We start from the raw sequence: 23,269 nt of genomic DNA, 5'->3' as shown, positions 1-23,269 counted from the left end.
TCGCAATCCCCGGAAGGAAAGCCAGCATGGCCATGGACGCCATCTCCGTCATCCGCACCAAGCGGGACCGCGGTGAACTCAGCGACGAGCAGATCGACTGGGTCATCGACGCGTACACGCGCGGCGAGGTGGCCGACGAGCAGATGTCGGCGCTCGCGATGGCCATCCTGCTCAACGGCATGAACCGCGGCGAGATCGCCCGCTGGACGGCGGCGATGATCGCCTCCGGCGAGCGCATGGACTTCTCGTCCCTGTCCCGCCCCACGGCGGACAAGCACTCGACGGGTGGCGTCGGCGACAAGATCACCCTTCCGCTGGCCCCTCTCGTCGCCGCCTGCGGCGCGGCCGTCCCGCAGCTCTCCGGCCGGGGCCTCGGCCACACCGGCGGCACCCTGGACAAGCTGGAGTCGATCCCCGGCTGGCGGGCGCTGCTCTCCAATGAGGAGATGCTCTCGGTCCTGGACGGCGTGGGCGCGGTGATCTGCGCGGCCGGCGACGGCCTCGCCCCCGCCGACAAGAAGCTGTACGCGCTGCGCGACGTCACCGGCACGGTCGAGGCGATCCCGCTGATCGCGTCCTCGATCATGTCGAAGAAGATCGCGGAGGGCACGGGCTCGCTGGTGCTCGACGTGAAGGTGGGCACCGGCGCGTTCATGAAGACGCTCGAGGACGCCCGCGAACTGGCCTCCACCATGGTGGGCCTGGGCACGGACCACGGCGTGAAGACGGTCGCGCTCCTGACCGACATGTCGACGCCGCTCGGCCTGACGGCGGGCAACGCGCTGGAGGTCCGCGAGTCCGTGGAGGTCCTGGCCGGCGGCGGCCCCGCCGACGTGGTCGAGCTGACCGTCGCGCTGGCCCGCGAAATGCTGGACGCGGCGGGCGTCCGGGACGTCGACCCGGCCAAGGCGCTGGCCGACGGCTCGGCGATGGACGTCTGGCGCCGGATGATCGCGGCCCAGGGCGGCGACCCGGACGCCGCGCTTCCGACGTCGAAGGAACAGCACGTCGTCAAGGCCCCGTCGTCCGGTGTCCTCACCCGGCTGGACGCCTACGACATCGGCATCGCCGCCTGGCGCCTGGGTGCCGGCCGCGCCCGCAAGGAGGACCCGGTGCAGGCCGCCGCGGGCGTCGAGCTCCACGCCAAGCCCGGCGACACCGTGACGGAGGGGCAGCCCCTGCTGACCCTGCACACCGACACCCCCGAGCGTTTCGACTACGCCCTCCAGGCAGTCGACGGCTCGTACGACGTCGCGGCCCCCGGCACGGACTTCACGCCGTCCCCGGTGGTGCTGGAGCGCATCGCCTGACCCGCGCTTCTTCTGTCGGATGAACGGGACCGGTGGAGCACCACCGGTCCCGTTCGGCATGCCGGATCCGGCCCGCGCCGAACGGGCCCCCGGGAGCAGGGACTCACCCGAGCAGCGTCGCCACCACGACCAGCGCCGGCACCGACAGCACCGTGGACAGCAGGATCGCCTCGCGTGCCAGGACCTCGCCCACCCGGTAGCTGCTCGCGTACGTGAACAGATTCTGGGCGGCGGGCAGCGCCGACGTCACGACCACGTCGAGCAGGGCCGCGCCACGGAGACCGAAGACGCCCGCCGCCAGCACCCAGGCGATCAGCGGCTGGGCACCTGCCTTGAGCGCCACCGCGAGCAGCACCGGCCCCCGTTCCCCGCCGCGCAGCGGAAGGGTGCTGCCGCGCAGCGAGATACCGAAGGCCAGGAGGACGGCCGGGACGGACATGTTCCCGATCAGCGTCAGGGGGTCCATGACCGGGCCGGGGACACGCAGACCGGTCGCCGACACCGCCACCCCCGCCAGCGAGCCGAGGGCGATCGGATTGCGCAGTGGAGTGAGCAGACGCTGCCACAGCGGCCGTTTGCCCCCGCCCCCGGCCGAAAGGTCCAGGATCGTCAGCGCGATCGGTGTGACCCCGACCAGCTGGAACAGCAGCACCGGCGCCACCAGCGACGCGTCACCCAGCACGTACACCGCGATAGGGATCCCGAGGTTGCCCGAGTTGACGTAACTGGAGCACAGCGCCCCGACCGTCGTACGGCCCACCCCCCAGCGGCGTACGACACCCACCGCCACGAACACTCCCGCCACCGCCGCCGTGCTCAGCGCGGTGACCAGGAGCCGGCTGGAGAAGACCACCGACAGGTCGGCGCCCGCGAGAGTAGTGAAGAGCAGGGCGGGCGAGGCCACATGGAACGCGAGCTTGGTGAGCACCTCACGCCCCTGCTCACCGAGGTGACCCCGCACCCCGATCGTGTAACCGACGGCGATGACCACCGCGATCACCGCGAAGCCGCTCAAAACCCCCTGCACGACGCCCCCTTGAGGGGGAGACGTATTCCGGCTGCGGGCGGGGGTGTTCCATGGCGCATACACCCAACCCTCTGCGTCAGCCCTGGCCCAGGTCAATGTGATCCTCGCGGCGCGACGAGAAGCCCGTCGGCGATGAGTTATGGCGGCCCCGCCGGTCTACCGGTTCGTGGATGCCATGACCCCTGCCGAAATCGTGCTGGCCGGCCCCGTCACCCGGGACGAGGTGACAGGGCTCTGCGATGACGTGCGGGCGTTGCTGGAGGACACGGGGGCGCCAGTGGTCGTATGTGACGTCGGAGCGATCGGGCCACCAGGTCTGGGGACCGTCGACCTGCTGGCCCGGCTGGCGCTGACGGCCAAGCGGGCCGGAAGCGGCATCCGGCTCCGCGACCCCGACCCGGCCCTACACGCCCTCCTCGACCTGGTCGGCCTCCGCTTCGAGGTGGAGGGGCAGCCCGAACAGCGGGAACCACCGCTTGGTGTCCAGGAAGCAGTGGAACCCGGTGATCCGTCCGTCTGAGATCTCCAGCACCTGCACCGCCCACGGCACGAAGCCGCCCGACTCCGGGTCCGGCTTGTAGTGCGCGAAGCCGGGCAGGCCGTTGACCTCGACGGGACGCAGCCGGGAGTCGGCGCAGGCGGAGCCGATGGTGGTCATGAAGCCGGTGATGTCGGCCGGGCCGCGCAGCCACAGGTCGAACGGCGGCATCGTCATCACGGCGTCCTCGTGGAGCAGGGCGGTCAGCGCCGTCATGTCGTAGCCCTCGAACGCCGCGACGTAACGCTCCAGGAGCTTCTGCTGCTCCTCGTCCAGCGCGTCGGACACCACCGCGTCCGAGCCGGTGTCCTCGCGCTCGGCGAGCGTGGCGCGGGCCCGCTGCAAGGCGCTGTTCACCGACGCCACCGATGTGCCCAGCAGCTCGGCGACCTCGCTCGCCTTCCATGCCAGCACCTCGCGCAGGATGAGCACGGCGCGCTGCTTGGGCGGCAGTTGCTGGAGGGCGGCCATGAACGCCAGCCGCACGGACTCCTTGGCGACGGCCGCCTCCGCAGGGTCGGCGGTCGAGGGCAGCACACGGGCGTCGGGCATCGGCTCCAGCCAGGTGTGGTCGGGACGCGGCGACAGCGCGGCCTGGGCGAGCGGGGTGGCCTCCGACAGGTCCATCGGCCTGGCGCGCTTGTTGCCCGCGTTCAGCATGTCCAGGCACACGTTGGTCGCGATCCGGTAGAGCCAGGACCGGACGCTGGAACGTCCTTCGAACTTGTCGTAGCTGCGCCAGGCGCGGACGAGGGTGTCCTGGACCGCGTCCTCCGCCTCGAAGGAGGAGCCGAGCATGCGATAGCAGTAGCCCGTCAGCTCGACCCGGTGTTTTTCCAGTGTGGCGTCGAGATCTGTCGTCGTCGCCGTGCCGTTGCTCATCGTCCACCCACCCCTGTGGCCGTTCCCTGTGCCGCGCACCATTGCACCCAGCACTTCGGAAGCTACCGCAGCCCACTGACAATGGCGCCCCGAGTAGGAAAAGGGGCTGTTCAGACGGGGTGCGTCAACAGTTCCCCGACGCATGGCGCTGCCGGCCGCACGGCGCCGCACCCGCCCACGGACAGAAAGGGGCGATGCCCGAAGCCGTGCCCACGGAGCCGCACCCGTGAACGGCGCGAAGGGGCCGTCTCCGGAGCCGGTCGCACGGCGCCGCACCCGCCCGCAGTGAGTAGGGGCCGGCCCACGGAGCCGCAGTCGCGCGCGGCGCGAAGGGGTCGTGTCGGGGGGTGTCCGCCCGCAGCGGTTGGCGCGTCAACACGGGTGCGTCGGTGAGTGACCGATTCCGCGCCGTTCCGAGGACGGACACCCCCCGGCACGGCCCCGACCCACCCCCCGGACAGAAGGCGCTACCCGCACCCTCACGGCACCCCACCGCGCCCGCACAGGCGCCGCAGGCATGGCGGCGCCCTACGCGGTCACCCGCGCCGCAGCCACCCGAGCCACCCGAGCCGCCCGCGACCCCAGCAGCGTGATCCCCACGACCCCCAGCACCGCCAGCAACCCCACGCTCACTGTCCCGCTCCAGCCGCCCGCGTGGAAGGCCATCGCCCCCACCGTGCTCCCCGCGCTGGAACCCACGTAGTACGCCGACTGGTACAGCGCGGACGCCTGCGCCCGCCCGTGCGTCGCCGTCTTGCTGACCGCCGACGAGGCCACCGCGTGCCCCGTGAAGAACCCCGCCGTGATCAGCACCAGCCCCAGCAGCACCAGCGCCAGCGAGTCGCCCAGCGACAGCACCAGCCCCACCGCCGTCGTACCGCCGCCCAGGTACAGCGCACCCCTGCGCCCGAGCCGCTCCACGATCCGACCCGCCGTGGACGCCGACACCGTACCCACCAGGTAGACCAGGAAGATCGAGCCCACCACACCCTGCGGCAGCCCGAACGGCTCCTCCGTCAGCCGGTACCCGATCACCGTGTACACCCCGCCGAACACCGTCATGAACAGCGCACCGATCGCGTACAGCCGACGCAGCAGCGGATCGCCCAGGTGCCCACGCACCGTCCCCCACAGCACCCGCGGCCGCAGCGACTCCGCGGAGAAGTGCCGAGGCGCCGGCAACAGCAGCCGGAACGCGACCGCACACCCCACGGCCACCACACCGAGCGCACCGACGGCCACCCGCCAGCCCCACTCCTGCGCGACCCACCCGGTGATGACCCGACCGCTCATCCCCCCGACGCTGTTGCCCGCGACGAACAGCCCGATCGCCGTGACCAGCGCCTTCGGCCGGACCTCCTCCGCCAGATAGGCGGTCGCCACCGCCGGCACCCCCGCCAGCGCGGCCCCTTGCACCGCCCGCAACGCCACCAGCGTGGTCAGCGACCCGGCGAACGGCACCAGCAGCGCCACGCCCACCGCCACCGCCAGCGACACCGTCATGACCGTACGGCGGCCGAATCGCTCGGACAGCGCGCTCATCGGGATCACGAACAGCGCCAGACCACCCGTGGCCGCCGCCACGGTCCAGCTTGCCTCGCTCGCCGTCACCCCGAGGTCCCCCGAGATCAGGGGGAGCAGTGCCTGTGTGGAGTACAGCAGCGCGAAGGTGGCCACGCCCGCGAGGAAGAGGGCGAAACTCATCCGCCGGTATCCGGGCCCGCCCGGCGCCATACGCGAGTCGGAGACAGGAGCGGAAGGAACAGAAAGAGCGGAAGGAGCGGAAGGAGCGGAAGGAGCGGAAGGAACGGCGCCCACGACGGTGGACGCCCCGGTACTGGCGGGAGTCATGCTTCGAAGCTACGTACGCGCCCGCTCATCCGTCCAATGCATGGAATCGTCATAATCGATCCCATGGTGCATCAACAGAGCTCACAGCCCCGGCTGTCACCGACCAGTGACACACGAGACATCGTCACACTCCTCGCCCCACGCCTCGCGCACTTCGCCGGCGTCGCCCGCACCGAGCACGTCACCAGGGCCGCGCAGGAGATGAACGTCCCCCAGTCCACCCTCTCCCGCGCCATGGTCCGCCTCGAACAGGACCTGGGCGTGGACCTGTTCGCCCGCCGCGGCCGGACGGTCTCCCTCACCGCCGCCGGCCGCACCTTCCTCGCGTCCGTGGACCGCGCCCTCGCCGAGATCGAGCGCGCCGCCGACGAGGTGCGCGCCGACGCCGACGCCACCACCGGCAAGGTCGCGTTCGGCTTCCTGCACACCATGGGCGCGGAGACCGTCCCCGGCCTGCTGCACGCCTTCCGCGCGGACCACCCCCGGGTCCGCTTCAGCCTGGTCCAGAACTACGGCGAGGCCATGCTCGAACGCCTCCGCACCGGCGAACTGGACCTCTGCCTGACCTCACCGGTCCCCGACGCCCCCGACCTGGTGGCCCGCCGTCTCGACGAGCAGAAGCTCCGTCTCGTCGTCCCGGCCGAGCACCGCCTGGCCACCCGCAGGCGCATCCGCCTCGCCGAGGCGGCGGAGGAGAACTTCGTCACCCTGGAGCCCGGCTACGGCCTGCGCCGGATCACCGACGACCTCTGCCGCGAGGCAGGCTTCAAGCCGCGTATCGCCTTCGAGGGCGAGGAGGCGGAAACCCTGCGCGGCCTGGTGGCCGCGGGCCTGGGTGTGGCGCTCCTCCCGCCCCCGGCGGTGGCCCGCCCGGGCGTGGTGGAGCTGACGGTAACGGCCCCGCGCGCGGCCCGCGAGATCGGCGTGGCCTGGCTGGAGGGCCACCCGGACACACCCCCGGTGGCGGCCTTCAAGAAGTTCCTCCTCTCCAGAAGAGGCAACTTGCTCCCGACCTGAACGAGCCGCAGCCCGGACGACCCGACCCGAACTCCGCTACCGCCGCAACGACCGCCCGAACCCCGCGGCCAACGGCATCCGCAACCCCAACGGCGGCGGCGCGGCCAACGCGTCCTCCACCGGCCGCGAGAACCCCCGCCCGAAGAGCACCCCCATCACGAAGTCCTCGGCCAGAGCGAGCACTTCGTCGCGGTGCTGGTGCAACCCGTGCCGATCCGAGTGCACTTCGAACCGGCAGACGTCCCGGTTGACCTTCTTCACCCGCGCCGCGTACCGGAACGACAGCTCGGGATCGGTCCGCTGGTCGTTCGTGCCGTGCGCGATCAGCACCCGCCGCCCGACCAGCTGTTTCACCGGTTCGGGTGAGGCCGCCACGTCGTCCTCCGGTAACCAGGGAGCAAGGGACAGCACGGAGTTGACGGCCTCGTGCCCACCCGCGTGCAGCGCCGCCCGCCCGCCCATGTCGATCCCGGCCAGGCAGACGGGGACGTCACCGTAGCGTCGTACGGCCTCGTCGGCGGCCCAGGAGGCGTCCCGGGCCAGATGCGCCTCGCTGCCGTTCCACCCCCGGTAGCGGTAGTGCACGACATGCGCGGCCAGCCCTTCCCCCCGCCCCGCGCGTACCAGCCGGCGTCCCAACCCCCGTACGGACGCGGCCGCGACCAGTGGAGAGGGTCTGCGGGCGGAGCTCGGCTCACCGCCGGGGAGCAGCAGCACCACTGCGCTCACCGCCGTCGGTTCCGGACCGAACGCCCGTCCCAGCCGGGCCGTGCGAACCGGCGTCGCTTGCTGTGCCATGACAGAACAGTGTCAGAAGCGCCGGTGTACGCCACCCGTCCGCACGGTCACCGTTACGTATCGACGGAAACGTACACCCGGCGATCTACGCGCGTAGGAGCTAGAGTGCGAAAATGACGAGCCAGACTGACCGGATGGGGCACACCCCGAGCCCGGACCAGATCCGCCGGGCACCCAAGGTTCTGCTGCACGACCACCTCGACGGCGGGTTGCGTCCCGGCACCGTCGTCGACCTCGCCCGTGACAGCGGCTACTCCCAACTCCCCGACACGGACCCCGGGAAGCTCGGCCTGTGGTTCCGCGAGGCCGCCGACTCCGGGTCCCTGGAGCGGTATCTGGAGACCTTCTCGCACACCGTCGGCGTGATGCAGACCCGTGAGGCCCTGGTCCGGGTCGCCGCCGAATGCGCCGAGGACCTCGCGCAGGACGGTGTCGTCTACGCCGAGGTGCGCTACGCGCCCGAGCAGCACCTGGAGGGCGGGCTCACCCTCGAAGAGGTCGTCGAGGCCGTGAACGAGGGCTTCCGGGAAGGGGAGCGGATCGCCCGCGAGAGCGGCCACCGCATCCGCGTGGGCGCCCTGCTCACCGCGATGCGGCACGCGGCCCGCGCCCTGGAGATCGCCGAACTCGCCAACCGCTACCGCGACATGGGTGTCGTCGGCTTCGACATCGCGGGCGCCGAGGCCGGCTACCCGCCCACCCGGCACCTGGACGCGTTCGAGTACCTCAAGCGCGAGAACAACCACTTCACCATCCACGCCGGCGAGGCCTTCGGGCTGCCGTCCATCTGGCAGGCCCTGCAGTGGTGCGGCGCCGACCGGCTCGGTCACGGCGTGCGGATCACCGACGACATCGAGGTCGCCGAGGACGGCAGCGTGCGGCTCGGCCGGCTCGCCTCCTACGTCCGGGACAAGCGCATCCCGCTGGAGCTGTGCCCCAGCTCCAACCTCCAGACCGGCGCCGCCTCCTCCTACGCCGAGCACCCCATCGGACTGCTGCGGCGGCTGCACTTCCGGGCCACCGTGAACACGGACAACCGGCTGATGTCGCACACCAGCATGAGCCGGGAATTCGAGCACCTTGTCGAGGCATTCGGTTACACGCTCGAAGACATGCAGTGGTTCTCGGTCAATGCTATGAAGTCAGCATTCATTCCTTTCGATGAACGACTGGCTATGATCAATGACGTGATCAAGCCCGGATACGCCGAGCTGAAGTCCGAATGGCTGTTCCAGCAGACCGCGTCCACCAGGGACTCCACGGCTTCCTAGGGCTCGACGGGGATCAGGGAATGCGGACGGGCGTTCACAATTCGTCCGCATTTCGATGTTTGCGGCGGGTACCCCGGGGTGTTTACGTTCTTGAGCCGCCCCCCTGATCCGTCATCCCGTTTATCCCATTTCAAGTCAGTCAAGGACGCAATTCACCATGAAGCAGTCTGCTGCCAAGACCCTCGGTGTCGCCGCCCTCGGTGCCGCCTTCGCCGCCACTGGTGCGGGCGCCGCCGACGCCGCTCCGGCCACCCTCCCCGACGCCGGCCAGACGCTGGACACGGTCACGAGGACGCTGCCGGCGGAGAACCTCAACCAGGCGGTGCCGGGTTCCTCCGCGGCGCTGACCCAGGGGCAGACCGCGCTCGGCGTCGGGCTGCGGGCGGTCCAGCCGGCCGCCGAGTCCGTGCTGGCCGGGGGTCCCACCGGTCCGGCCGCGAAACTGCTCGGTGGACTGCCGGTGCAGGGCCTGCCCACCCATGGCACCCCGGTGAACGGCATCCCGCTGGGCTGAGCCGCACCATGTGAACATGCCGATGGGGCGCACCCTGGTATGGGTTGCGCCCCATCGGCACGTGCCCCTGAGGGAGGGCAGTCAGGTGGCTGTCACCAGGCCGTGCGGGCGGCCTTGCCGTCCGCCGGGAGCAGGATCCACAGCGCGATGTAGAGCAGGAACTGGGGGCCGGGCAGCAAGCAGGAAACCAGAAAGATCACACGCATCGTGGTCGCGGAAGTGCCGAAGCGCCGTGCCAGCGCTGCACACACTCCGCCGATCATCCGACCACTGGTGGGGCGGGCAAGGCGGCTCATCAGGACTCCTTCGTCTTTTCGGCTTCGCGGTGCGTCTTTCCGGGGCTTCTTCCGGCTGCCCCGTCTGATGACAACGCTACGGTGACGAAGGGGGCAAAGCGTCGCTCCATGGGGCGATACCGACCCTGGGAATCGTCGGGGTACGACCCTGAGACGCTTCCGCCCTGGGGAGGGCAGGCAGGGCCGCCCGGCGCCGGGCCCGGACCCTGCGGCGCAGCCAGGAGCGGCCCACGGGGACCAGGGCGACATGCGTGAGGGCGACGCCCACGGTGTTCAGCAGCAGGGAGTCGACGTCCACGACCTGACCCGGCACGCCGGTCTGGAGCAGCTCTATGCCGAGTGAGATCAGCGCCCCGGCGGTGACCGTGCGCACCAGGCTGCCGAGCGGCGAGACCCGCAGTCTGCCCCCGGCCAGCGGCAGCAGCACGCCCAGCGGCGCGAGCAGCGCCAGTCCGCCCCCGATGCCGCGGGCCGCCTCCGGCCAGCCCAGCGCGAGATCGGCGCGGATACCGGCGAGCGGACGCAGATTGGCGGGCATCACCCAGGGCACGTCCAGCGGACGCAGCGTGTACCAGGCGACGAGGGCGAGGTGCGCGGCGAGGAGGACACCCCCCGTCACCCGCATGTGGATCGCGGCGCTGCCGCCCCTGGAGCCTTGACGCTGCACGCCCCCCAAGACGCGGCCTGCGGCGCGATCGGTTCCGGGTCGGACCCCCCTACCCGGGTGAGGCCTGCGCCACACCCGCCGTCAGCCGCCCTTGACCTCCGCCGACGGCGGATCCACCTCGCCCGGACGGGCGCGGACGTCGTCCGTGCACTCGTAGCGGCGGGGCGGCGCGGTACCGGGGCCGCCGAGAATCACCGATCCGTCGCCCTCGGCCGCCGCCGAGTCGGAGAACGTGCACACGATCTGGGCGAGCGCGTAGGAGGCCAGGTCGTCGGGGGCGGTGGACAGCCGCAGGGTGTCCTGGGGATCCCGCCGGCCGGGCCCGCCGACCGTCGTACCCGCGCGTACGTCCGTCGAGTAGCCGGCCTGCTTCTCGGCCGTCGGCGGCGTCCGGGCGAGCTCGTCCAGCAGGCCCTGTGCCACCAGCACCCGGCGTTCGGAGTCCTCCGCGACCTCGGGTACCCGCACGGCCCGGTCGACCGCGACCAGCGACGAACCGCAGAGCAGGAACACCCGCACCGGCATCCCCGCCGAGGACCGCGTGGCGATGTCCGAGCCGGCGAGCGAACAGTGCGCCCGCGAGGGCGCCGCGCCGAAGTCCGTCGGCACCTCGGTGGCCCGGATGCCGCAGCCGGCGAGCAGCGCCGCGAACACGGGCACCACCAGGAGACGAGCGTTGCGCACGCGTCCCCCCTTCCTCACGTGTCTTCCTTCTCCGAGCGCTTCTCCTCCGCCGCGCGCACCACGTCCGACCCGTCGCGCGGCAGCCGCAGCGTGAACACCGCCCCGCCCTCAGGCGAGTTGGCGGCGGTGATGTCACCGCCGTGGATGTGGGCGTTCTCCAGGGCGATGGACAGGCCGAGGCCGCTGCCCTCCGAGCGCGGGCGGGAGGCGCTGGCCTTGTAGAAGCGGTCGAAGACGTGCGGCAGGACGTCCTCGGGGATGCCGGGCCCGTGGTCGCGCACCTGGATGACGACCTCGCTGTCCTCCTCGCGCACGGCCACCCGCACCGGCGAACCGCCGTGCTTGAGCGCGTTGCCGATGAGGTTGGCGAGTATGACGTCCAGGCGGCGCGGGTCCAGGCGGGCGTGGATGCCCCGCGCCGCGTCCAGCTCGACCGCGTCCAGCCAGGCGCGGGCGTCGATGCAGGCGGTGATCTGGTCGGCGACGTCGACGTCGTCCAGGACCAGCCGGGCGGTGCCCGCGTCGAAGCGGGTGACCTCCATGAGGTTCTCGACCAGGTCGTTCAGCCGGCGTGTCTCGCTCACCACCAGCCGTACCGCGGGCTCGATCATCGGGTCCAGGCTGCCGCTCTCGGACTCCAGCTCCTCCTCCAGCACCTCCGTCACGGCGGTGATCGCGGTGAGCGGTGTCCGTAGTTCGTGACTCATGTCCGCCACGAACCGCCGGGACGCGTTGTCCCGCGCGGCCATGTCCGCGACCCGCTTCTCCAGCGCCTCGGCGGCCTTGTTGAACGTCCGTGACAGATCGGCCAGTTCATCGGTGCCCGAGACCCTGAGCCGGGTGTCCAGCTTGCCCTCCCCGAGCCGCCGCGCCGCGACACCGAGGCGGTGCACGGGCTTCAGCACGGTCGTGGCGGCGGCCTGCGCGAGCAAGGCCGAGCCGATCAGCGCGAGGCCGGTGGCGATACCGAGCGACCAGGCCAGCGAGTTGAGGTCCTTGGCCTCCGGCTCCAGCGACTTGACCATGTAGCCGGTTGGCCCGCCACCGATCACCCGGGTGCCGGCCACCAGATACGGCGTGCCGCCGTCGACGATCCGCTGCCAGTACAGGTGGTACGGCGACTTGTTGTTCGAGGTGAGCGGCTGCTCCTTGTTCACGGCCGTGCGCAGCGACTTCGGGACGTCGGCCAGCGCGAAGCCGTCGTTGAGGCCGCCGGAACTGCCGTAGACCGGCTTGCCGGCCGCGTCCTCGGCGACGAGGAGCACGCTGAAGCGCTGGCTGCTGCTGGCCATCTGACCGGCGGTGCGCTGGAGTTCGTCCTGGCTGGGATGGGCGGGCAGGGCGCCGGCGCGGTTCTCCATCTCCTGCTCGAAGTCGCGAAGCACCGCGTCCTGGGTGCGGGTGAGCACGGCCTCGCGGTTGAGCCAGTAGGCGATCCCGGACGCGGAGACCGCAGCCGTCAGCGCCACCAGCCCGAACACGACGACCAGCCGCAGCCGCAGACTGGTGAAGCGCAGCGTCGACAGAGCTCCCTTGCGTGCCGCGGCCCAGCCGCGGAGACCTTTTTGCGCGTCGGTCACTGAGGCGGGTCCAGCCGGTAGCCGACACCCCGCACGGTACGGATCAGGGTCGGGGAGGACGGCACGTCCTCGACCTTGGCGCGCAGCCGCTGGACACAGGCGTCCACGAGCCGGGAGTCACCGAGGTAGTCGTGCTCCCACACCAGCCGCAGCAGTTGCTGCCGGGACAGCGCCTGACCGGGCCGCCGGCTCAGTTCGAGCAGCAACCTCAGCTCCGTCGGGGTGAGCTGGAGGTCCTCGCCGTTCTTCGTCACGGTCATCGCCGCGCGGTCGATGACGAGGCTGCCGAAGGCCGCGGCGTCGTTCGCCTCCCGCTCGCCGCGCCGCAGCACAGCGCGGATGCGCGCGTCCAGCACCCGGCCCTGCACCGGTTTGACGACATAGTCGTCGGCGCCGGACTCCAGCCCCACGACCACGTCGATGTCGTCGCTGCGGGCGGTCAGCAGGATGATCGGCAGCTGGTCGGTGCGCCGGATGCGCCGGCACACCTCGAACCCGTCGATGCCGGGCAGCATCACATCCAGCACGATCAGATCCGGCCGCTGCTCACGCAGCAGCTTCAGACCGTCCTCACCGCTGGCAGCGGTCGCCACGCGGTGTCCCTGGCGCGTCAGTGAGAGCTCCAGGGCCGTGCGGATGGCGTCGTCGTCCTCGATCAGCAACAGGGAAGGCACGGGCTCATTCTGGCCCATGGTGGGCCGGCGTTTCGACACTCGGGCGGCTGCGTAGCCGTAGCGCTCTTCTCCGTGACCGTACCGGGTGTTCCGTGAAGGACGCGGGGACCACCCCTGTGACACGTCTGTGACAGTCGGCGGACACGGCGATGATGTCGGCTCGGCAAGCTTTTCGGCACAGGCAAGGAAGCAGGACGAGCAGGGCCGAACACCGGCAAGTACACGACGGGGGGCGCGAGATGAACACGCTGCACGGCACCAGCACCAGCGCAGTGGTCACGCGTCTGCACGACGTGCACGCGGGCCGGGGTTCCGAGAAGTCCGGCGCCGATGGGGGCCCCTCCCGCGCGAGTGGGTTCGAGCGTGGGGGAGGGCGGGGGTGCGCTCGCGGCGCCGGGCGTCAGCACACCGCCTACATGAAGGTGGTTGACGGTCTCACGGGGGAGACGCACGGGGGAGCCGCGTACGGGGAGGACTCGGGGGAGCGTCGCTCGCTGACCGAGGCGGAGTTCACCGCCTACGTCCAGGAGCGCCGCGCCTCCCTGTACGCAACCGCCTACCACCTGACCGGCGACCGCTTCGAGGCCGAGGACCTGCTGCAGAGCGCGCTGTTCTCGACCTACCGCGCGTGGGACCGGATCAGTGACAAGGCGGCGGTCGGCGGATACCTCCGCCGCACCATGACCAACCTGCACATCAGCGCCTGGCGGCGCCGCAAGCTCAACGAGTACCCGACCGAGGAACTGCCGGAGACGGCCGGCGACACGGACGCGATGCGCGGCACCGAGCTGCGCGCGGTCCTGTGGCAGGCGCTGGCCCGGCTGCCCGAACTCCAGCGCACCATGCTGGTCCTGCGCTACTACGAGGGCCGCACGGACCCGGAGATCGCGGAGATCCTCGACATCAGTGTCGGCACGGTGAAGTCCAGCATCTGGCGCTCCCTGCGCCGGCTGCGCGAGGACGAGGTCCTCAGCTTCGGCCGTGACGAGCAGCACGCCTTCGGGGAGCTTGTCGCCTGAAGGCAGGGCCCCAGGGGGAGTACGGGGGAGAGTACGGGGCCGGGGGGGGGAACACGGGGGAAGTACGGGGGAACGGGGGGAGCGGGGCTGGAGGGCCGGGGGGTCCGTCCAGTCCCGCCTTCGTGTGTCCGGGGTCCGAGTGTCCGGGCGCCGTGCGTCCGGGCGGGAGCCCGGCCTCGTGCGACCGGGGTGCTACGCGGCCGTACGCGCCGTCGTGCAGCGGCCCGCCGCCGCGGCGGCCAGGCGGCCCATCGCCTCGTCCCGGTCGCAGGCGTACGCGCCGAGCGCGGTCTGACGGGCGACGATGGAGCGCTCCGCGCGCATCAGGCGCCAGCCGCGGCGCAGCAGGAACGGCACCGACTTGCGGCCCTCCCTCAGATCGCGCACGAAGCGGCGCCGGAAGGTGCGCACCGGACCACGGCTCAGGCACAGCGCGTCGGCCAGCAGGCCCAGTTCACGGCAGCGGGTGACGACTTCGGCGGCGAAGACGCCCTCCGCGATGAACAGCGGGGTCCGCCCGATGTCGAGGGTCTCGGCGCCGGTGCGGGCGCTGAGCGAGATGTCGTAGACGGGGATGTCCGTACGGCCCGTGCGGCACAGGTCCTCGATCGCGGCGACGGCGGCGTCCGCGTCCCACGAGGCCGGGTGGTCCCAGTCGATGTCGGAGCTCCCGGCGACCTGCGGCAGCGTCGGGTCGGTGCCCTCCTTGTAGAAGTCGTCGAGCCGCAGCACCGGCAGGCCGGAGCGGGCGGAGAGGAGGGACTTGCCGGAGCCGGACGGGCCGCACAGCAGCACGACCCGGGTGGGTATGGGCGGATGGGAACCCAATGTGTCGTCCTTCTCACCGGCGGTCTCGGGGGCGGCGCGAGCGGGACTCCCGCCCGCGCGCATCCCGTCATTATCCCTGCCGCCGTCCGGCCCCGGGAGCCCGCGTCAGGAGGCGACCGGATCGGTGTCCGGTGCGGGCGCGGGCTCCGGGGCGGCCGTATGCCGGTTGTTCCCGGGGTGAGGGCGCCCCGGCGGGCGCGGCGGCCACGCCCCGCACCGCGCTGAACCACCAGGGAGTCCCTGTCCGGGGCCCGCCGCTCCGTAGGATTCCGGGCGTCGGCGGGCGGGCGTCGACAGGTCTGCCGCCTCGCCCGCGAGTCCTACGCACGACGAGGAGTGGCCGGCACCCGTGGATACCGATCGTCTCGCCCAGCAGTTGTCGGCCGTGGTCGGACCGGCCCATGTGCTCGCTGATCCCGCGCTGCGCGCCTCGTACGAGACCGACTTCACCGGCCGCTACCGGGGCCGGGCCCGCCTGGTGGTACGGCCCGCCGACACCGCGCAGGTGGCCGAGGTGCTGCGGCGGTGTCATGCGGGCGGTGCGCCGGTCGTGGCGCAGGGCGGCAACACGGGGCTCGTCGGTGCGTCGGTGCCCACCCCGGACGGCGGCGAGGTGGTGTTGTCGCTGCGGCGGCTGGACGGCATCGGGACGGTCGACCCGGCCGTGGGACGGGTGACGGTGGGCGCCGGGGTGGTGCTCTCGGACCTGCACCGAGATGTCGCCGCGCACGGGCTGGAGTTCGGCGTCGACCTCGCCGCCCGGGACTCCGCGACGCTGGGCGGGATGATCGCGACCAACGCGGGCGGTGAGCGGGTCGTGCGGTACGGCACCACCCGCGCCAACGTGGCCGGGCTGGAGGCCGTGCTGGCGGACGGGACCGTGCTGGACCGGCTGGCCGGGCTGCCCAAGGACAACACCGGGTACGACCTGACCGGCCTGCTGATCGGCAGCGAGGGGACGCTCGCCGTGGTGACACGGGCCCGGCTGCGGCTGGTGCCCCGGCTGCCGGAGCGGGTGACCGCGTTGGTGGGGCTCGACTCGCTGGAGACGGCGCTCGCTCTGGTGGCGCGGCTGCGGGTGCTGGAGTCGCTGGAGTTGGCCGAGTTCTTCATGGCCGAGGGGCTGGCGCTGGTGCTGGAGGCGAGCGGGCTGCCCGCGCCGTTCCGTACCGCGTACCCGGTGTATCTGCTGGTGGAGTGTGCCGGGCGGCGCGATCCGGCCGAGGAACTGGCCGGCGTGCTGGACGAGGCCGGGCCCGGGGACACGGCGGTCGCGCTCGTGGACGCGGACCGGCGGCGGCTGGCCGCCTATCGGGAGCGGCACACCGAGTCGATCAACGCGGCGGGCGTGCCGCTGAAGCTGGACGTGACGGTTCCGCTGGCCGAGGTGCCCGGCTTCGTCGCCGATCTGCCGGGGGTGCTGGCGGGGCGCGGGCGACCGTATCTCTTCGGGCACCTGGCCGAGGGCAACCTGCACGTCAACCTGCTGGACGTGGCGGCGGAGGACGAGGAGGCGGTGACCGGCGCGGTGCTCGGGCGGGTGGCGGCCGTGGGCGGCAGCATCAGCGCCGAACACGGGGTGGGCCGGGCCAAGGCCCGCTATCTGCACCTGAGTCGGTCGCAGGCGGAGATCGCGGTCATGCGGTCGGTGAAGGCGGCACTGGATCCGGCGGGGCTGCTCAATCCGGGGGCGGTGCTGCCTGGGGAGGGGTGGGTCGCTGATTGAAGCGCACAAGCGCTCTCAACTACCCTGCGTGCTGAACTGCTTACTCAGCGCGATCACAAGGTGGCACCAACGATGGCTCGTAACTCCTCCCCCAGGCCCACCACCCGGCGAGCCCTCGCCGTGCTCGCGACGGCGGGGGCGGCCCTGAGCGTGTCCGTGACGCCGGCCGCCGCGGACGCCGAGTCGGTCCTGGGCATGGTGCACACCCGCCCGACCTCCCTCGGCGACGTCGACCCCGAGGCGGGCGCGGCGGCCCTCACCGGCTCCGTCGGCTACGTGGCGGGCCCCGTCGCCGGCCTCAAGCCCAACCCCCTCGCCGGCACCGGCGTCGACCCCCTCAACAACGGCGTCGGCACCCAGCTCGCCGACTTCAAGCCCATGTCGTCGGAGTCCCTCACGGACCCCCTGACGCAGGCCGAGTCGCTCGCCGCGGTGCCGGTGGTGGGGCTGGCGGCCCGGTTGCTGAGCTGAGCCGAGGGGCGGGGTCGGGTGGGCGCTGTCAGGGGCGCCGCACGGCGAAGGGCCGCGCTCCCTCGTGTGGGGCGCGGCCCTTGGTCTGTCGGGGTGCGGCACCGGACCGCCGCGGCGGGCGCGGCTGTCGCGCGGAGCGCGCGGGCCTAGGGCCTGTCGTTTGGTTCATGTCGGCGTCGCGGGGGCGCGATCCCCGTCGGCCCCGGCTGCCGCAGGCTCACGTTCCGCGTCCTCCCCGGCCTCCCACCGCAGCAGGTCCCCCGGCTGACACTCCAGTACCTCGCACAGCGCCGCGAGCGTGGAGAACCGTACGGCCTTCGCGCGACCGTTCTTGAGCACCGCCAAATTGGCGGGCGTGATCCCGACGCGCTCGGCGAGTTCGCCCACGGACATCTTCCGCTTGGCGAGCATCACGTCGATGTCGACGGTGATCGGCATCAGATCACCCCCTGCAACTCGGCCTCCAGCCGCGCCGCCTCGACCTCCCGCGCGACCGCCTGCGCGAGCAGCATCCGCAGCACGAGCACGATCAGCGCTACCCCCAGCGCGGCCACGACGACCCCGCCGACCAGCAGGACGACGCCCGGCGCGACGGCCTCACCCGGCGCGAGCATGTACCCGAACGCGCTCAGCAGTACGGCGGCCGCGGCGATGGCCCAGAGCACGACGTCCACGTAGCGGAAGGCGGCGGGCGAGAACACGGTGCCCCTCCGGACCATGGTCACCAGCCGCCACACACAGACGAGTACGACCTGCACGGTGACCACGCCGAGCACCAGCACGACGAGGAACGCCGCCCGCGGATACGCGAGCTCCGAGGCACCCTCCTCCAGATCGGCCCCGATCAGCGGCACCAGCACGGCCTGCACGAACACGGACCCGGCCAGCAACACCACCAGCACGCCACGCAGAGCGAGCGTCGTCATCTGCCCCACAGCCCCTCCTTCAATCGACCCACGATAGGAATCTATCGATTCTCGATAGGTGGGGCAAGTGGCACCGCTGAAGCCGACGCACATCTCGTCCCCGCATGCGCCGGTCGCGGGCCCGTGTTCGGATGCGGACGTGGAGAGGATCGCCCGGCAACTCCTGGCCAAGTGCTTCGGCCGCCCCAGCGGACCGCTCGGCCGCCTCGGCGGCCGGCTCATGGCCCACGGCAACGCCGCGACCGAACGCCACGCCGTGATCCTCGCCGCTCCCGCCGAGCAGGACGTCGTGCTCGTCGTCGGCCCGGGCCCCGGCGTCGGTCTGGCGGCCGCCGCCGAACGCTCGGCCCACGTCATCGGCATCGAACCCTCCGACGTCATGCTCGCCATGGCCCGGCGCCGCTGTGCACCGCTGATCCGGCGGGGCCGCCTGCGCCTCAGCCCCGGCACGGCCGCGCGCACCGGCCAGCCGGACGCCTCCGTCGACGTCGTGATCTCCGTCAACAACCTTCAGCTCTGGCCGGACGTCCCCGCCGCCCTCGCCGAGCTCCACCGCGTGCTGCGCCCCGGCGGCCGCCTCCTCCTCTCCGTCCGCGAGAAGTGGCTCCCCAGCGGCCTGTCCGCCCTCGCGGCCATGATCCACGCCGCCGGCTTCGACACCGTCCGCACCTGGACATGGCACCCCCCGACCCGCATGGCGCCGGCGGCAGCCCAACTGAGCGCGATCCGCACCCCACGCCCCTGACAGCACCTGCCCGGGCCGTGCTCAGGGAGCCGGAGCCGGGGGGCTACCGCGGGTGCGCCGACGGGCGGCCTGTCGCCGGGTGCGGAATGGGCGCCAGGGCTCAGGTACGGGTCCGACCGGACGGTCGGCCGTCGCAGGCCGGCAGGTCGTCCGCCGCGTACGCGCTGCGCCGGGGCCCGTGCCGGCCTACCTCGTCTGACTGTCCGAGACGCCCCGGCCGGGTTCGGCCTCGCCCGGAGGGTTGTCGCTAGCCGATCGCCAGCAGTACCGCGAGCAGCACCGCTCCGGCCACCGCCGGGGCGAGGAGTTCGTACGCCCAGCGGACGGTCACCTCGCCCTGGGCCGTACTCGCCTGCTCGCGGGCCTCCAGCGTCTGGCGCAGGTTGTGGATGATCTGGTCGCTCTCGGCGCGGACCGGGCCGTCATGGACGTCGACGTCCGACAGCCCGCCGAGGCCACGGGAACGGCCCCTGCCGCCGCCGGAGGCCTGTGCCGTGCGCCGTGCCTCCTTGCGGGCTGCCCGGCTGCGGGCGCGCAGGGAGACGGGTATGGCCCACATCTGGTACGTGTCGCCCGCCTTGCTGACGACCTCGTTGGTGTACCCGGCGCGCAGCGAGGCGACCTCTCCCCAGGGGAGCACGATCAGGCGGAAGGGGTTGCGGACGCGCAGCCGGTCCTCACCGGCGTACACGGCGGGCCGCAGGGTGAAGGCGACGACCAGCGGCACCACGAGGAGGAGCGTGGCGAGCGCCAGCCACGGTGTGCTGCCCTCGCCCGAGATGATCGCGTCCACGCCGAGCCACCCGGCGAGGCCGAGCACCAGGACGCCGCCGACGAGGCCCATGGGCGACCGGTAGATCCGGTCCCGGGTCGTGGGGCGCGGCGGCTGCGGCGCGGGTGACTGCTGGTCCGGGGTCGTCATGTCTTCGATTCTGCCGTATGCCCGCGGCGCCCCGCCGACCGCCTGAGCGCGGCAAGCTCCGCAGGCCCCGCGGTTACCGCGGCCCTGCATGTACCGCGAGCCGCTGCAGGCCCCGCAGGGACCCGCCCCCGGCCGTCCCGCCATCTTCCCCCACCGACCCGCTCTCTTTACGGGGCTGTACAGCTGCTACGCGCGTAGATATGCTCGTCTGGTGACCATGCCCACCACTGCACACACCCTCTCGGACGCGGCGGCCTCCGACGGCACGTTGCGCCGCTTCCTGCACGGGCTGCCCGGCGTCGACGCGGTCGGCCTGGAGGCGCGCGCCGCCTCCCTCGGCACCCGTTCCATCAAGACCACGGCGAAGGCGTACGCCATCGACCTCGCCATCTCGATGGTCGACCTGACGACGCTGGAAGGCGCGGACACCCCGGGCAAGGTCCGGGCGCTCGGCGCCAAGGCGGTCCACCCGGACCCGACGGACCGTACGACCCCGGCGACCGCGGCCGTCTGCGTCTACCCCGACAGGGTGGCCACCGCCAAGCAGGCCGTCGCCGGCTCCTCCGTCAAGGTCGCCTCGGTCGCCACCGCCTTCCCGGCCGGCCGCGTCCCGCTCTCCGTCAAGCTGGCGGACGTGCGCGAGGCCGTGGCCGCCGGTGCCGACGAGATCGACATGGTCATCGACCGCGGCGCCTTCCTCGCGGGCCGGTACATGAAGGTGTACGACGAGATCGTCGCCGTGAAGGAGGCCTGCGGCACGGCGGCCCGCCTGAAGGTCATCTTCGAGACCGGCGAGCTGTCGACCTACGACAACATCCGCCGCGCCAGCTGGCTCGGCATGCTGGCCGGGGCCGACTTCATCAAGACCTCGACCGGCAAGGTCGCCGTCAACGCCACGCCCGCGAACACGCTCCTGATGCTGGAGGCCGTGCGCGACTTCCGCGCCCAGACCGGCGTCCAGGTCGGCGTGAAGCCCGCCGGCGGCATCCGCACCTCCAAGGACGCCATCAAGTTCCTCGTCCTGGTCAACGAGACCGCCGGCGAGGACTGGCTGGACAACCACTGGTTCCGCTTCGGCGCCTCCTCGCTTCTGAACGACCTGCTGATGCAGCGCCAGAAGCTGGCCACCGGCCGCTACTCCGGCCCCGACTACGTGACGGTGGACTGATCACCATGGCTTCCGTGTTCGAGTACGCACCCGCGCCCGAGTCCCGCTCGATCGTCGACATCGCCCCGTCCTACGGCCTGTTCATCGACGGCGAGTTCGCCGAGGCGGCCGACGGCAGGGTCTTCAAGACGGTCTCCCCGGCCACCGAGGAGGTCCTCTCCGAGGTCGCGCATGCGGGCGAGGCGGACGTCGACCGTGCCGTGAAGGCCGCGCGCAAGGCCTTCGAGAAGTGGTCGGCGCTGCCCGGCGCCGAGCGCGCCAAGTACCTGTTCCGCATCGCCCGCATCATCCAGGAGCGCTCCCGCGAGCTGGCCGTCCTGGAGACCCTGGACAACGGCAAGCCGATCCGGGAGACCCGGGACGCCGACCTGCCCCTCGTCGCGGCGCACTTCTTCTACTACGCGGGCTGGGCCGACAAGCTCGGCCACGCCGGCTTCGGGCCGTCCCCGCGGCCGCTGGGCGTGGCCGGCCAGGTCATCCCGTGGAACTTCCCGCTGCTGATGCTGGCGTGGAAGATCGCCCCGGCGCTGGCGACCGGCAACACGGTCGTGCTGAAGCCGGCCGAGACGACCCCGCTGTCCGCCCTGTTCTTCGCGGACATCTGCCGCCAGGCCGGTCTGCCGAAGGGCGTCGTCAACATCCTCCCGGGCTTCGGCGACGCGGGTGCCGCGCTCGTCGCGCACCCGGACGTGAACAAGGTCGCCTTCACCGGCTCCACCGCCGTCGGCAAGGAGATCGCCCGCACGGTCGCGGGGACGCAGAAGAAGCTCACGCTCGAACTCGGCGGCAAGGGCGCCAACATCGTCTTCGACGACGCCCCGATCGACCAGGCCGTCGAGGGCATCGTCACGGGCATCTTCTTCAACCAGGGACAGGTCTGCTGCGCGGGCAGCCGGCTGCTGGTGCAGGAGTCGATCCAGGACGAGCTGCTGGACTCGCTGAAGCGCCGGCTGTCGACGCTGCGCCTGGGCGACCCGCTCGACAAGAACACCGACATCGGCGCCATCAACTCCGCCGAGCAGCTGGCCCGGATCACCGCGCTCGCCGACCAGGGCGAGGCGGAGGGCGCCGAGCGCTGGTCCCCGGCCTGCGAACTGCCGTCGTCCGGCTACTGGTTCGCCCCGACGCTCTTCACGAACGTCACCCAGGCGCACACGGTCGCCCGCGACGAGATCTTCGGCCCGGTCCTGTCGGTGCTGACGTTCCGTACGCCGGACGAGGCCGTGGCCAAGGCCAACAACACGCAGTACGGCCTGTCCGCCGGCATCTGGACGGAGAAGGGCTCCCGGATCCTGGCGGTCGCGAACAAGCTGCGCGCGGGTGTCGTCTGGTCCAACACGTTCAACAAGTTCGACCCGACCTCGCCGTTCGGCGGCTACAAGGAGTCGGGCTTCGGCCGCGAGGGCGGCCGCCACGGCCTGGAGGCGTACCTCGATGTCTGAGCGACTTTCTGTCTTCAAGACCTACAAGCTGTACGTCGGCGGGAAGTTCCCGCGTTCCGAGAGCGGCCGGGTGTACGAGGTGTCGGACTCCAAGGGCAAGTGGCTGGCCAACGCGCCGCAGTCGTCCCGCAAGGACGCCCGTGACGCGGTCGTCGCCGCCCGCAAGGCGTTCGGCGGCTGGTCCGGCGCGACGGCGTACAACCGGGGCCAGGTCCTCTACCGCGTGGCGGAGATGCTGGAGGGCCGCAGGAGCCAGTTCGTCCACGAGGTGGCGGACGCCGAGGGGCTGTCGAAGTCCAAGGCCGCCGAGCAGGTCGCGGCGACGATCGACCGCTGGGTCTGGTACGCGGGCTGGACCGACAAGATCGCCCAGGTGGTGGGCGGCGGCAACCCGGTGGCGGGCCCGTACTTCAACCTGTCCTCCCCCGAGCCGACGGGTGTGGTGGCCGTCCTGGCTCCGCAGGCGTCGTCCCTCCTGGGACTGGTCTCGGTGGTCGCCCCGGTGATCGCGACCGGCAACACCGTGGTCGTGATCGCGTCCGAGAAGGCCCCGCTCCCCGCCTTGTCGCTCGGCGAGGTGCTGGCCACCTCCGACGTCCCCGGAGGTGTGGTCAACGTGCTGTCCGGCCGTACGGCGGAGCTCGCGGCGCCCCTGGCCTCGCACCAGGACGTCAACGCGATCGACCTGGCGGGTGCCGACGAGGTGCTGGCGAAGGAGCTGGAGATCGCCGCGGCGGACAACCTCAAGCGCGTGCTGCGTCCACAGCCTGTGGACGACTGGTTCGCGACTCCGGGGATCGACCGCATGACGGCCTTCCTGGAGACCAAGACGGTCTGGCATCCGACGGGCTCGCTGGGGGCGTCGGGGTCGGCGTACTGATCGGACGCGGCAGGTGGCGTGAGTCCGACGGGC

At 72.0% G+C, this 23,269-nt stretch carries 25 protein-coding genes; 12 read left to right on the top strand and 13 right to left on the bottom strand.

Annotated elements, in window-relative coordinates; all coding sequences use genetic code 11:
• Positions 1-26: 26 nt before the first annotated feature.
• Positions 27-1,310, top strand: a complete 1,284-nt coding sequence (locus tag ACFV6X_RS10590) for a thymidine phosphorylase (RefSeq protein WP_385380585.1) — start codon at positions 27-29, stop codon at positions 1,308-1,310.
• 103 nt (positions 1,311-1,413) lie between these two features.
• On the opposite strand, the gene ACFV6X_RS10585 is transcribed toward ACFV6X_RS10590, so the two are convergent.
• A complete protein-coding gene (locus ACFV6X_RS10585; protein WP_385380582.1) occupies positions 1,414-2,337 on the bottom strand; it encodes an AEC family transporter in 924 nt (307 codons plus the stop codon).
• Between the two features lie 139 nt (positions 2,338-2,476).
• Between ACFV6X_RS10585 and ACFV6X_RS10580 the strand changes: the two genes are divergently transcribed.
• On the top strand, positions 2,477-2,857 hold the full coding sequence (locus tag ACFV6X_RS10580; protein WP_365449356.1) for an STAS domain-containing protein: 381 nt from the start codon (positions 2,477-2,479) through the stop codon (positions 2,855-2,857).
• Here ACFV6X_RS10580 and ACFV6X_RS10575 read toward each other — a convergent pair.
• Entirely contained in the window at positions 2,741-3,757 is a 1,017-nt protein-coding gene (locus ACFV6X_RS10575) for a sigma-70 family RNA polymerase sigma factor (protein ID WP_385380579.1), read from the bottom strand. The two genes, ACFV6X_RS10580 and ACFV6X_RS10575, sit on opposite strands and share 117 nt — an antisense overlap.
• 528 nt (positions 3,758-4,285) lie before the next feature.
• Positions 4,286-5,608 carry an MFS transporter gene (locus ACFV6X_RS10570; RefSeq protein WP_385380575.1) on the bottom strand — a complete coding sequence of 441 codons (1,323 nt, stop codon included), beginning with the start codon at positions 5,606-5,608 and terminating at the stop codon, positions 4,286-4,288.
• 63 nt (positions 5,609-5,671) lie between these two features.
• Between ACFV6X_RS10570 and ACFV6X_RS10565 the strand changes: the two genes are divergently transcribed.
• Complete coding sequence (locus ACFV6X_RS10565) at positions 5,672-6,625, top strand: LysR family transcriptional regulator (protein ID WP_385380572.1); 954 nt, start codon at positions 5,672-5,674, stop codon at positions 6,623-6,625.
• A gap of 36 nt (positions 6,626-6,661) precedes the next feature.
• On the opposite strand, the gene ACFV6X_RS10560 is transcribed toward ACFV6X_RS10565, so the two are convergent.
• Positions 6,662-7,423, bottom strand: a complete 762-nt coding sequence (locus ACFV6X_RS10560; RefSeq protein ID WP_365449348.1) for an alpha/beta hydrolase — start codon at positions 7,421-7,423, stop codon at positions 6,662-6,664.
• A gap of 113 nt (positions 7,424-7,536) precedes the next feature.
• Between ACFV6X_RS10560 and ACFV6X_RS10555 the strand changes: the two genes are divergently transcribed.
• Both ACFV6X_RS10555 and ACFV6X_RS10550 read left to right on the top strand, forming a co-directional pair.
• Positions 7,537-8,694, top strand: a complete 1,158-nt coding sequence (locus ACFV6X_RS10555) for an adenosine deaminase (RefSeq protein ID WP_385380569.1) — start codon at positions 7,537-7,539, stop codon at positions 8,692-8,694.
• A gap of 157 nt (positions 8,695-8,851) precedes the next feature.
• Positions 8,852-9,208, top strand: coding sequence for an ATP-binding protein (locus ACFV6X_RS10550; RefSeq protein WP_385380567.1), 357 nt, complete (start codon positions 8,852-8,854; stop codon positions 9,206-9,208).
• 92 nt (positions 9,209-9,300) lie between these two features.
• Here ACFV6X_RS10550 and ACFV6X_RS10545 read toward each other — a convergent pair whose 3' ends face one another.
• From ACFV6X_RS10545 to afsQ1, 5 genes are all read right to left on the bottom strand, one after another.
• Entirely contained in the window at positions 9,301-9,504 is a 204-nt protein-coding gene (locus tag ACFV6X_RS10545; protein ID WP_385380566.1) for a PspC domain-containing protein, read from the bottom strand.
• Between the two features lie 76 nt (positions 9,505-9,580).
• Positions 9,581-10,171, bottom strand: coding sequence for a VanZ family protein (locus ACFV6X_RS10540; RefSeq protein WP_385380563.1), 591 nt, complete (start codon positions 10,169-10,171; stop codon positions 9,581-9,583).
• Positions 10,172-10,252: 81 nt separating this feature from the next.
• Positions 10,253-10,855 (bottom strand): hypothetical protein, encoded by a 603-nt coding sequence (locus tag ACFV6X_RS10535; RefSeq protein ID WP_385380560.1) that lies wholly within the window; start codon positions 10,853-10,855, stop codon positions 10,253-10,255.
• Between the two features lie 14 nt (positions 10,856-10,869).
• On the bottom strand, positions 10,870-12,435 hold the full coding sequence (locus tag ACFV6X_RS10530; RefSeq protein ID WP_385380557.1) for an ATP-binding protein: 1,566 nt from the start codon (positions 12,433-12,435) through the stop codon (positions 10,870-10,872).
• A complete protein-coding gene (gene afsQ1, locus ACFV6X_RS10525) occupies positions 12,432-13,109 on the bottom strand; it encodes a two-component system response regulator AfsQ1 (protein WP_365460417.1) in 678 nt (225 codons plus the stop codon). Before afsQ1 ends, ACFV6X_RS10530 begins: the two co-directional genes overlap by 4 nt.
• 239 nt (positions 13,110-13,348) lie before the next feature.
• On the opposite strand from afsQ1, the gene ACFV6X_RS10520 reads away from it, so the two are divergent.
• Entirely contained in the window at positions 13,349-14,128 is a 780-nt protein-coding gene (locus ACFV6X_RS10520) for a SigE family RNA polymerase sigma factor (RefSeq protein WP_385380554.1), read from the top strand.
• Positions 14,129-14,320: 192 nt separating this feature from the next.
• On the opposite strand, the gene ACFV6X_RS10515 is transcribed toward ACFV6X_RS10520, so the two are convergent.
• Positions 14,321-14,956 (bottom strand): uridine kinase, encoded by a 636-nt coding sequence (locus ACFV6X_RS10515; protein ID WP_385380927.1) that lies wholly within the window; start codon positions 14,954-14,956, stop codon positions 14,321-14,323.
• A gap of 349 nt (positions 14,957-15,305) precedes the next feature.
• On the opposite strand from ACFV6X_RS10515, the gene ACFV6X_RS10510 reads away from it, so the two are divergent.
• A complete protein-coding gene (locus ACFV6X_RS10510) occupies positions 15,306-16,682 on the top strand; it encodes an FAD-binding oxidoreductase (protein ID WP_385380551.1) in 1,377 nt (458 codons plus the stop codon).
• Positions 16,683-16,754: 72 nt separating this feature from the next.
• Positions 16,755-17,153: a hypothetical protein gene (locus tag ACFV6X_RS10505; RefSeq protein ID WP_385380548.1), complete on the top strand. Its 399-nt coding sequence runs from the start codon at positions 16,755-16,757 to the stop codon at positions 17,151-17,153.
• A gap of 165 nt (positions 17,154-17,318) precedes the next feature.
• Here ACFV6X_RS10505 and ACFV6X_RS10500 read toward each other — a convergent pair whose 3' ends face one another.
• Together ACFV6X_RS10500 and ACFV6X_RS10495 are read right to left on the bottom strand one after the other, a co-directional pair.
• Positions 17,319-17,591 (bottom strand): helix-turn-helix domain-containing protein, encoded by a 273-nt coding sequence (locus ACFV6X_RS10500; protein WP_385380545.1) that lies wholly within the window; start codon positions 17,589-17,591, stop codon positions 17,319-17,321.
• A complete protein-coding gene (locus tag ACFV6X_RS10495) occupies positions 17,591-18,088 on the bottom strand; it encodes a DUF2975 domain-containing protein (RefSeq protein WP_385380542.1) in 498 nt (165 codons plus the stop codon). Before ACFV6X_RS10495 ends, ACFV6X_RS10500 begins: the two co-directional genes overlap by 1 nt.
• Positions 18,089-18,218: 130 nt before the next feature.
• Here ACFV6X_RS10495 and ACFV6X_RS10490 point away from each other — a divergent pair, with 130 nt between their 5' ends.
• The gene (locus ACFV6X_RS10490) at positions 18,219-18,824 is read left to right on the top strand and encodes a class I SAM-dependent methyltransferase (RefSeq protein ID WP_385380538.1); all 606 of its coding nucleotides are present in this window, start codon (positions 18,219-18,221) and stop codon (positions 18,822-18,824) included.
• Positions 18,825-19,071: 247 nt separating this feature from the next.
• Here ACFV6X_RS10490 and ACFV6X_RS10485 read toward each other — a convergent pair whose 3' ends face one another.
• A complete protein-coding gene (locus ACFV6X_RS10485) occupies positions 19,072-19,746 on the bottom strand; it encodes a PH domain-containing protein (protein WP_385380535.1) in 675 nt (224 codons plus the stop codon).
• A 217-nt stretch (positions 19,747-19,963) separates the two neighbouring features.
• On the opposite strand from ACFV6X_RS10485, the gene deoC reads away from it, so the two are divergent.
• The 3 genes from deoC to ACFV6X_RS10470 are packed head-to-tail and all read left to right on the top strand — an operon-like array spanning position 19,964 to position 23,236.
• On the top strand, positions 19,964-20,914 hold the full coding sequence (gene deoC / locus ACFV6X_RS10480; RefSeq protein WP_385380924.1) for a deoxyribose-phosphate aldolase: 951 nt from the start codon (positions 19,964-19,966) through the stop codon (positions 20,912-20,914).
• Between the two features lie 5 nt (positions 20,915-20,919).
• Positions 20,920-22,356 (top strand): aldehyde dehydrogenase family protein, encoded by a 1,437-nt coding sequence (locus ACFV6X_RS10475; RefSeq protein WP_385380532.1) that lies wholly within the window; start codon positions 20,920-20,922, stop codon positions 22,354-22,356.
• On the top strand, positions 22,349-23,236 hold the full coding sequence (locus ACFV6X_RS10470; RefSeq protein ID WP_385380529.1) for an aldehyde dehydrogenase family protein: 888 nt from the start codon (positions 22,349-22,351) through the stop codon (positions 23,234-23,236). The genes ACFV6X_RS10475 and ACFV6X_RS10470 overlap by 8 nt, the downstream gene beginning before the upstream one ends.
• Positions 23,237-23,269 lie beyond the last annotated feature (33 nt).

It is taken from the genome of Streptomyces sp. NPDC059861 (assembly GCF_042731435.1).
Classification (GTDB): domain Bacteria; phylum Actinomycetota; class Actinomycetes; order Streptomycetales; family Streptomycetaceae; genus Streptomyces.
The sequence above is the reverse complement of the archived record's forward strand: the minus strand, read 5'-3'. Positions and strand labels throughout refer to the sequence as shown.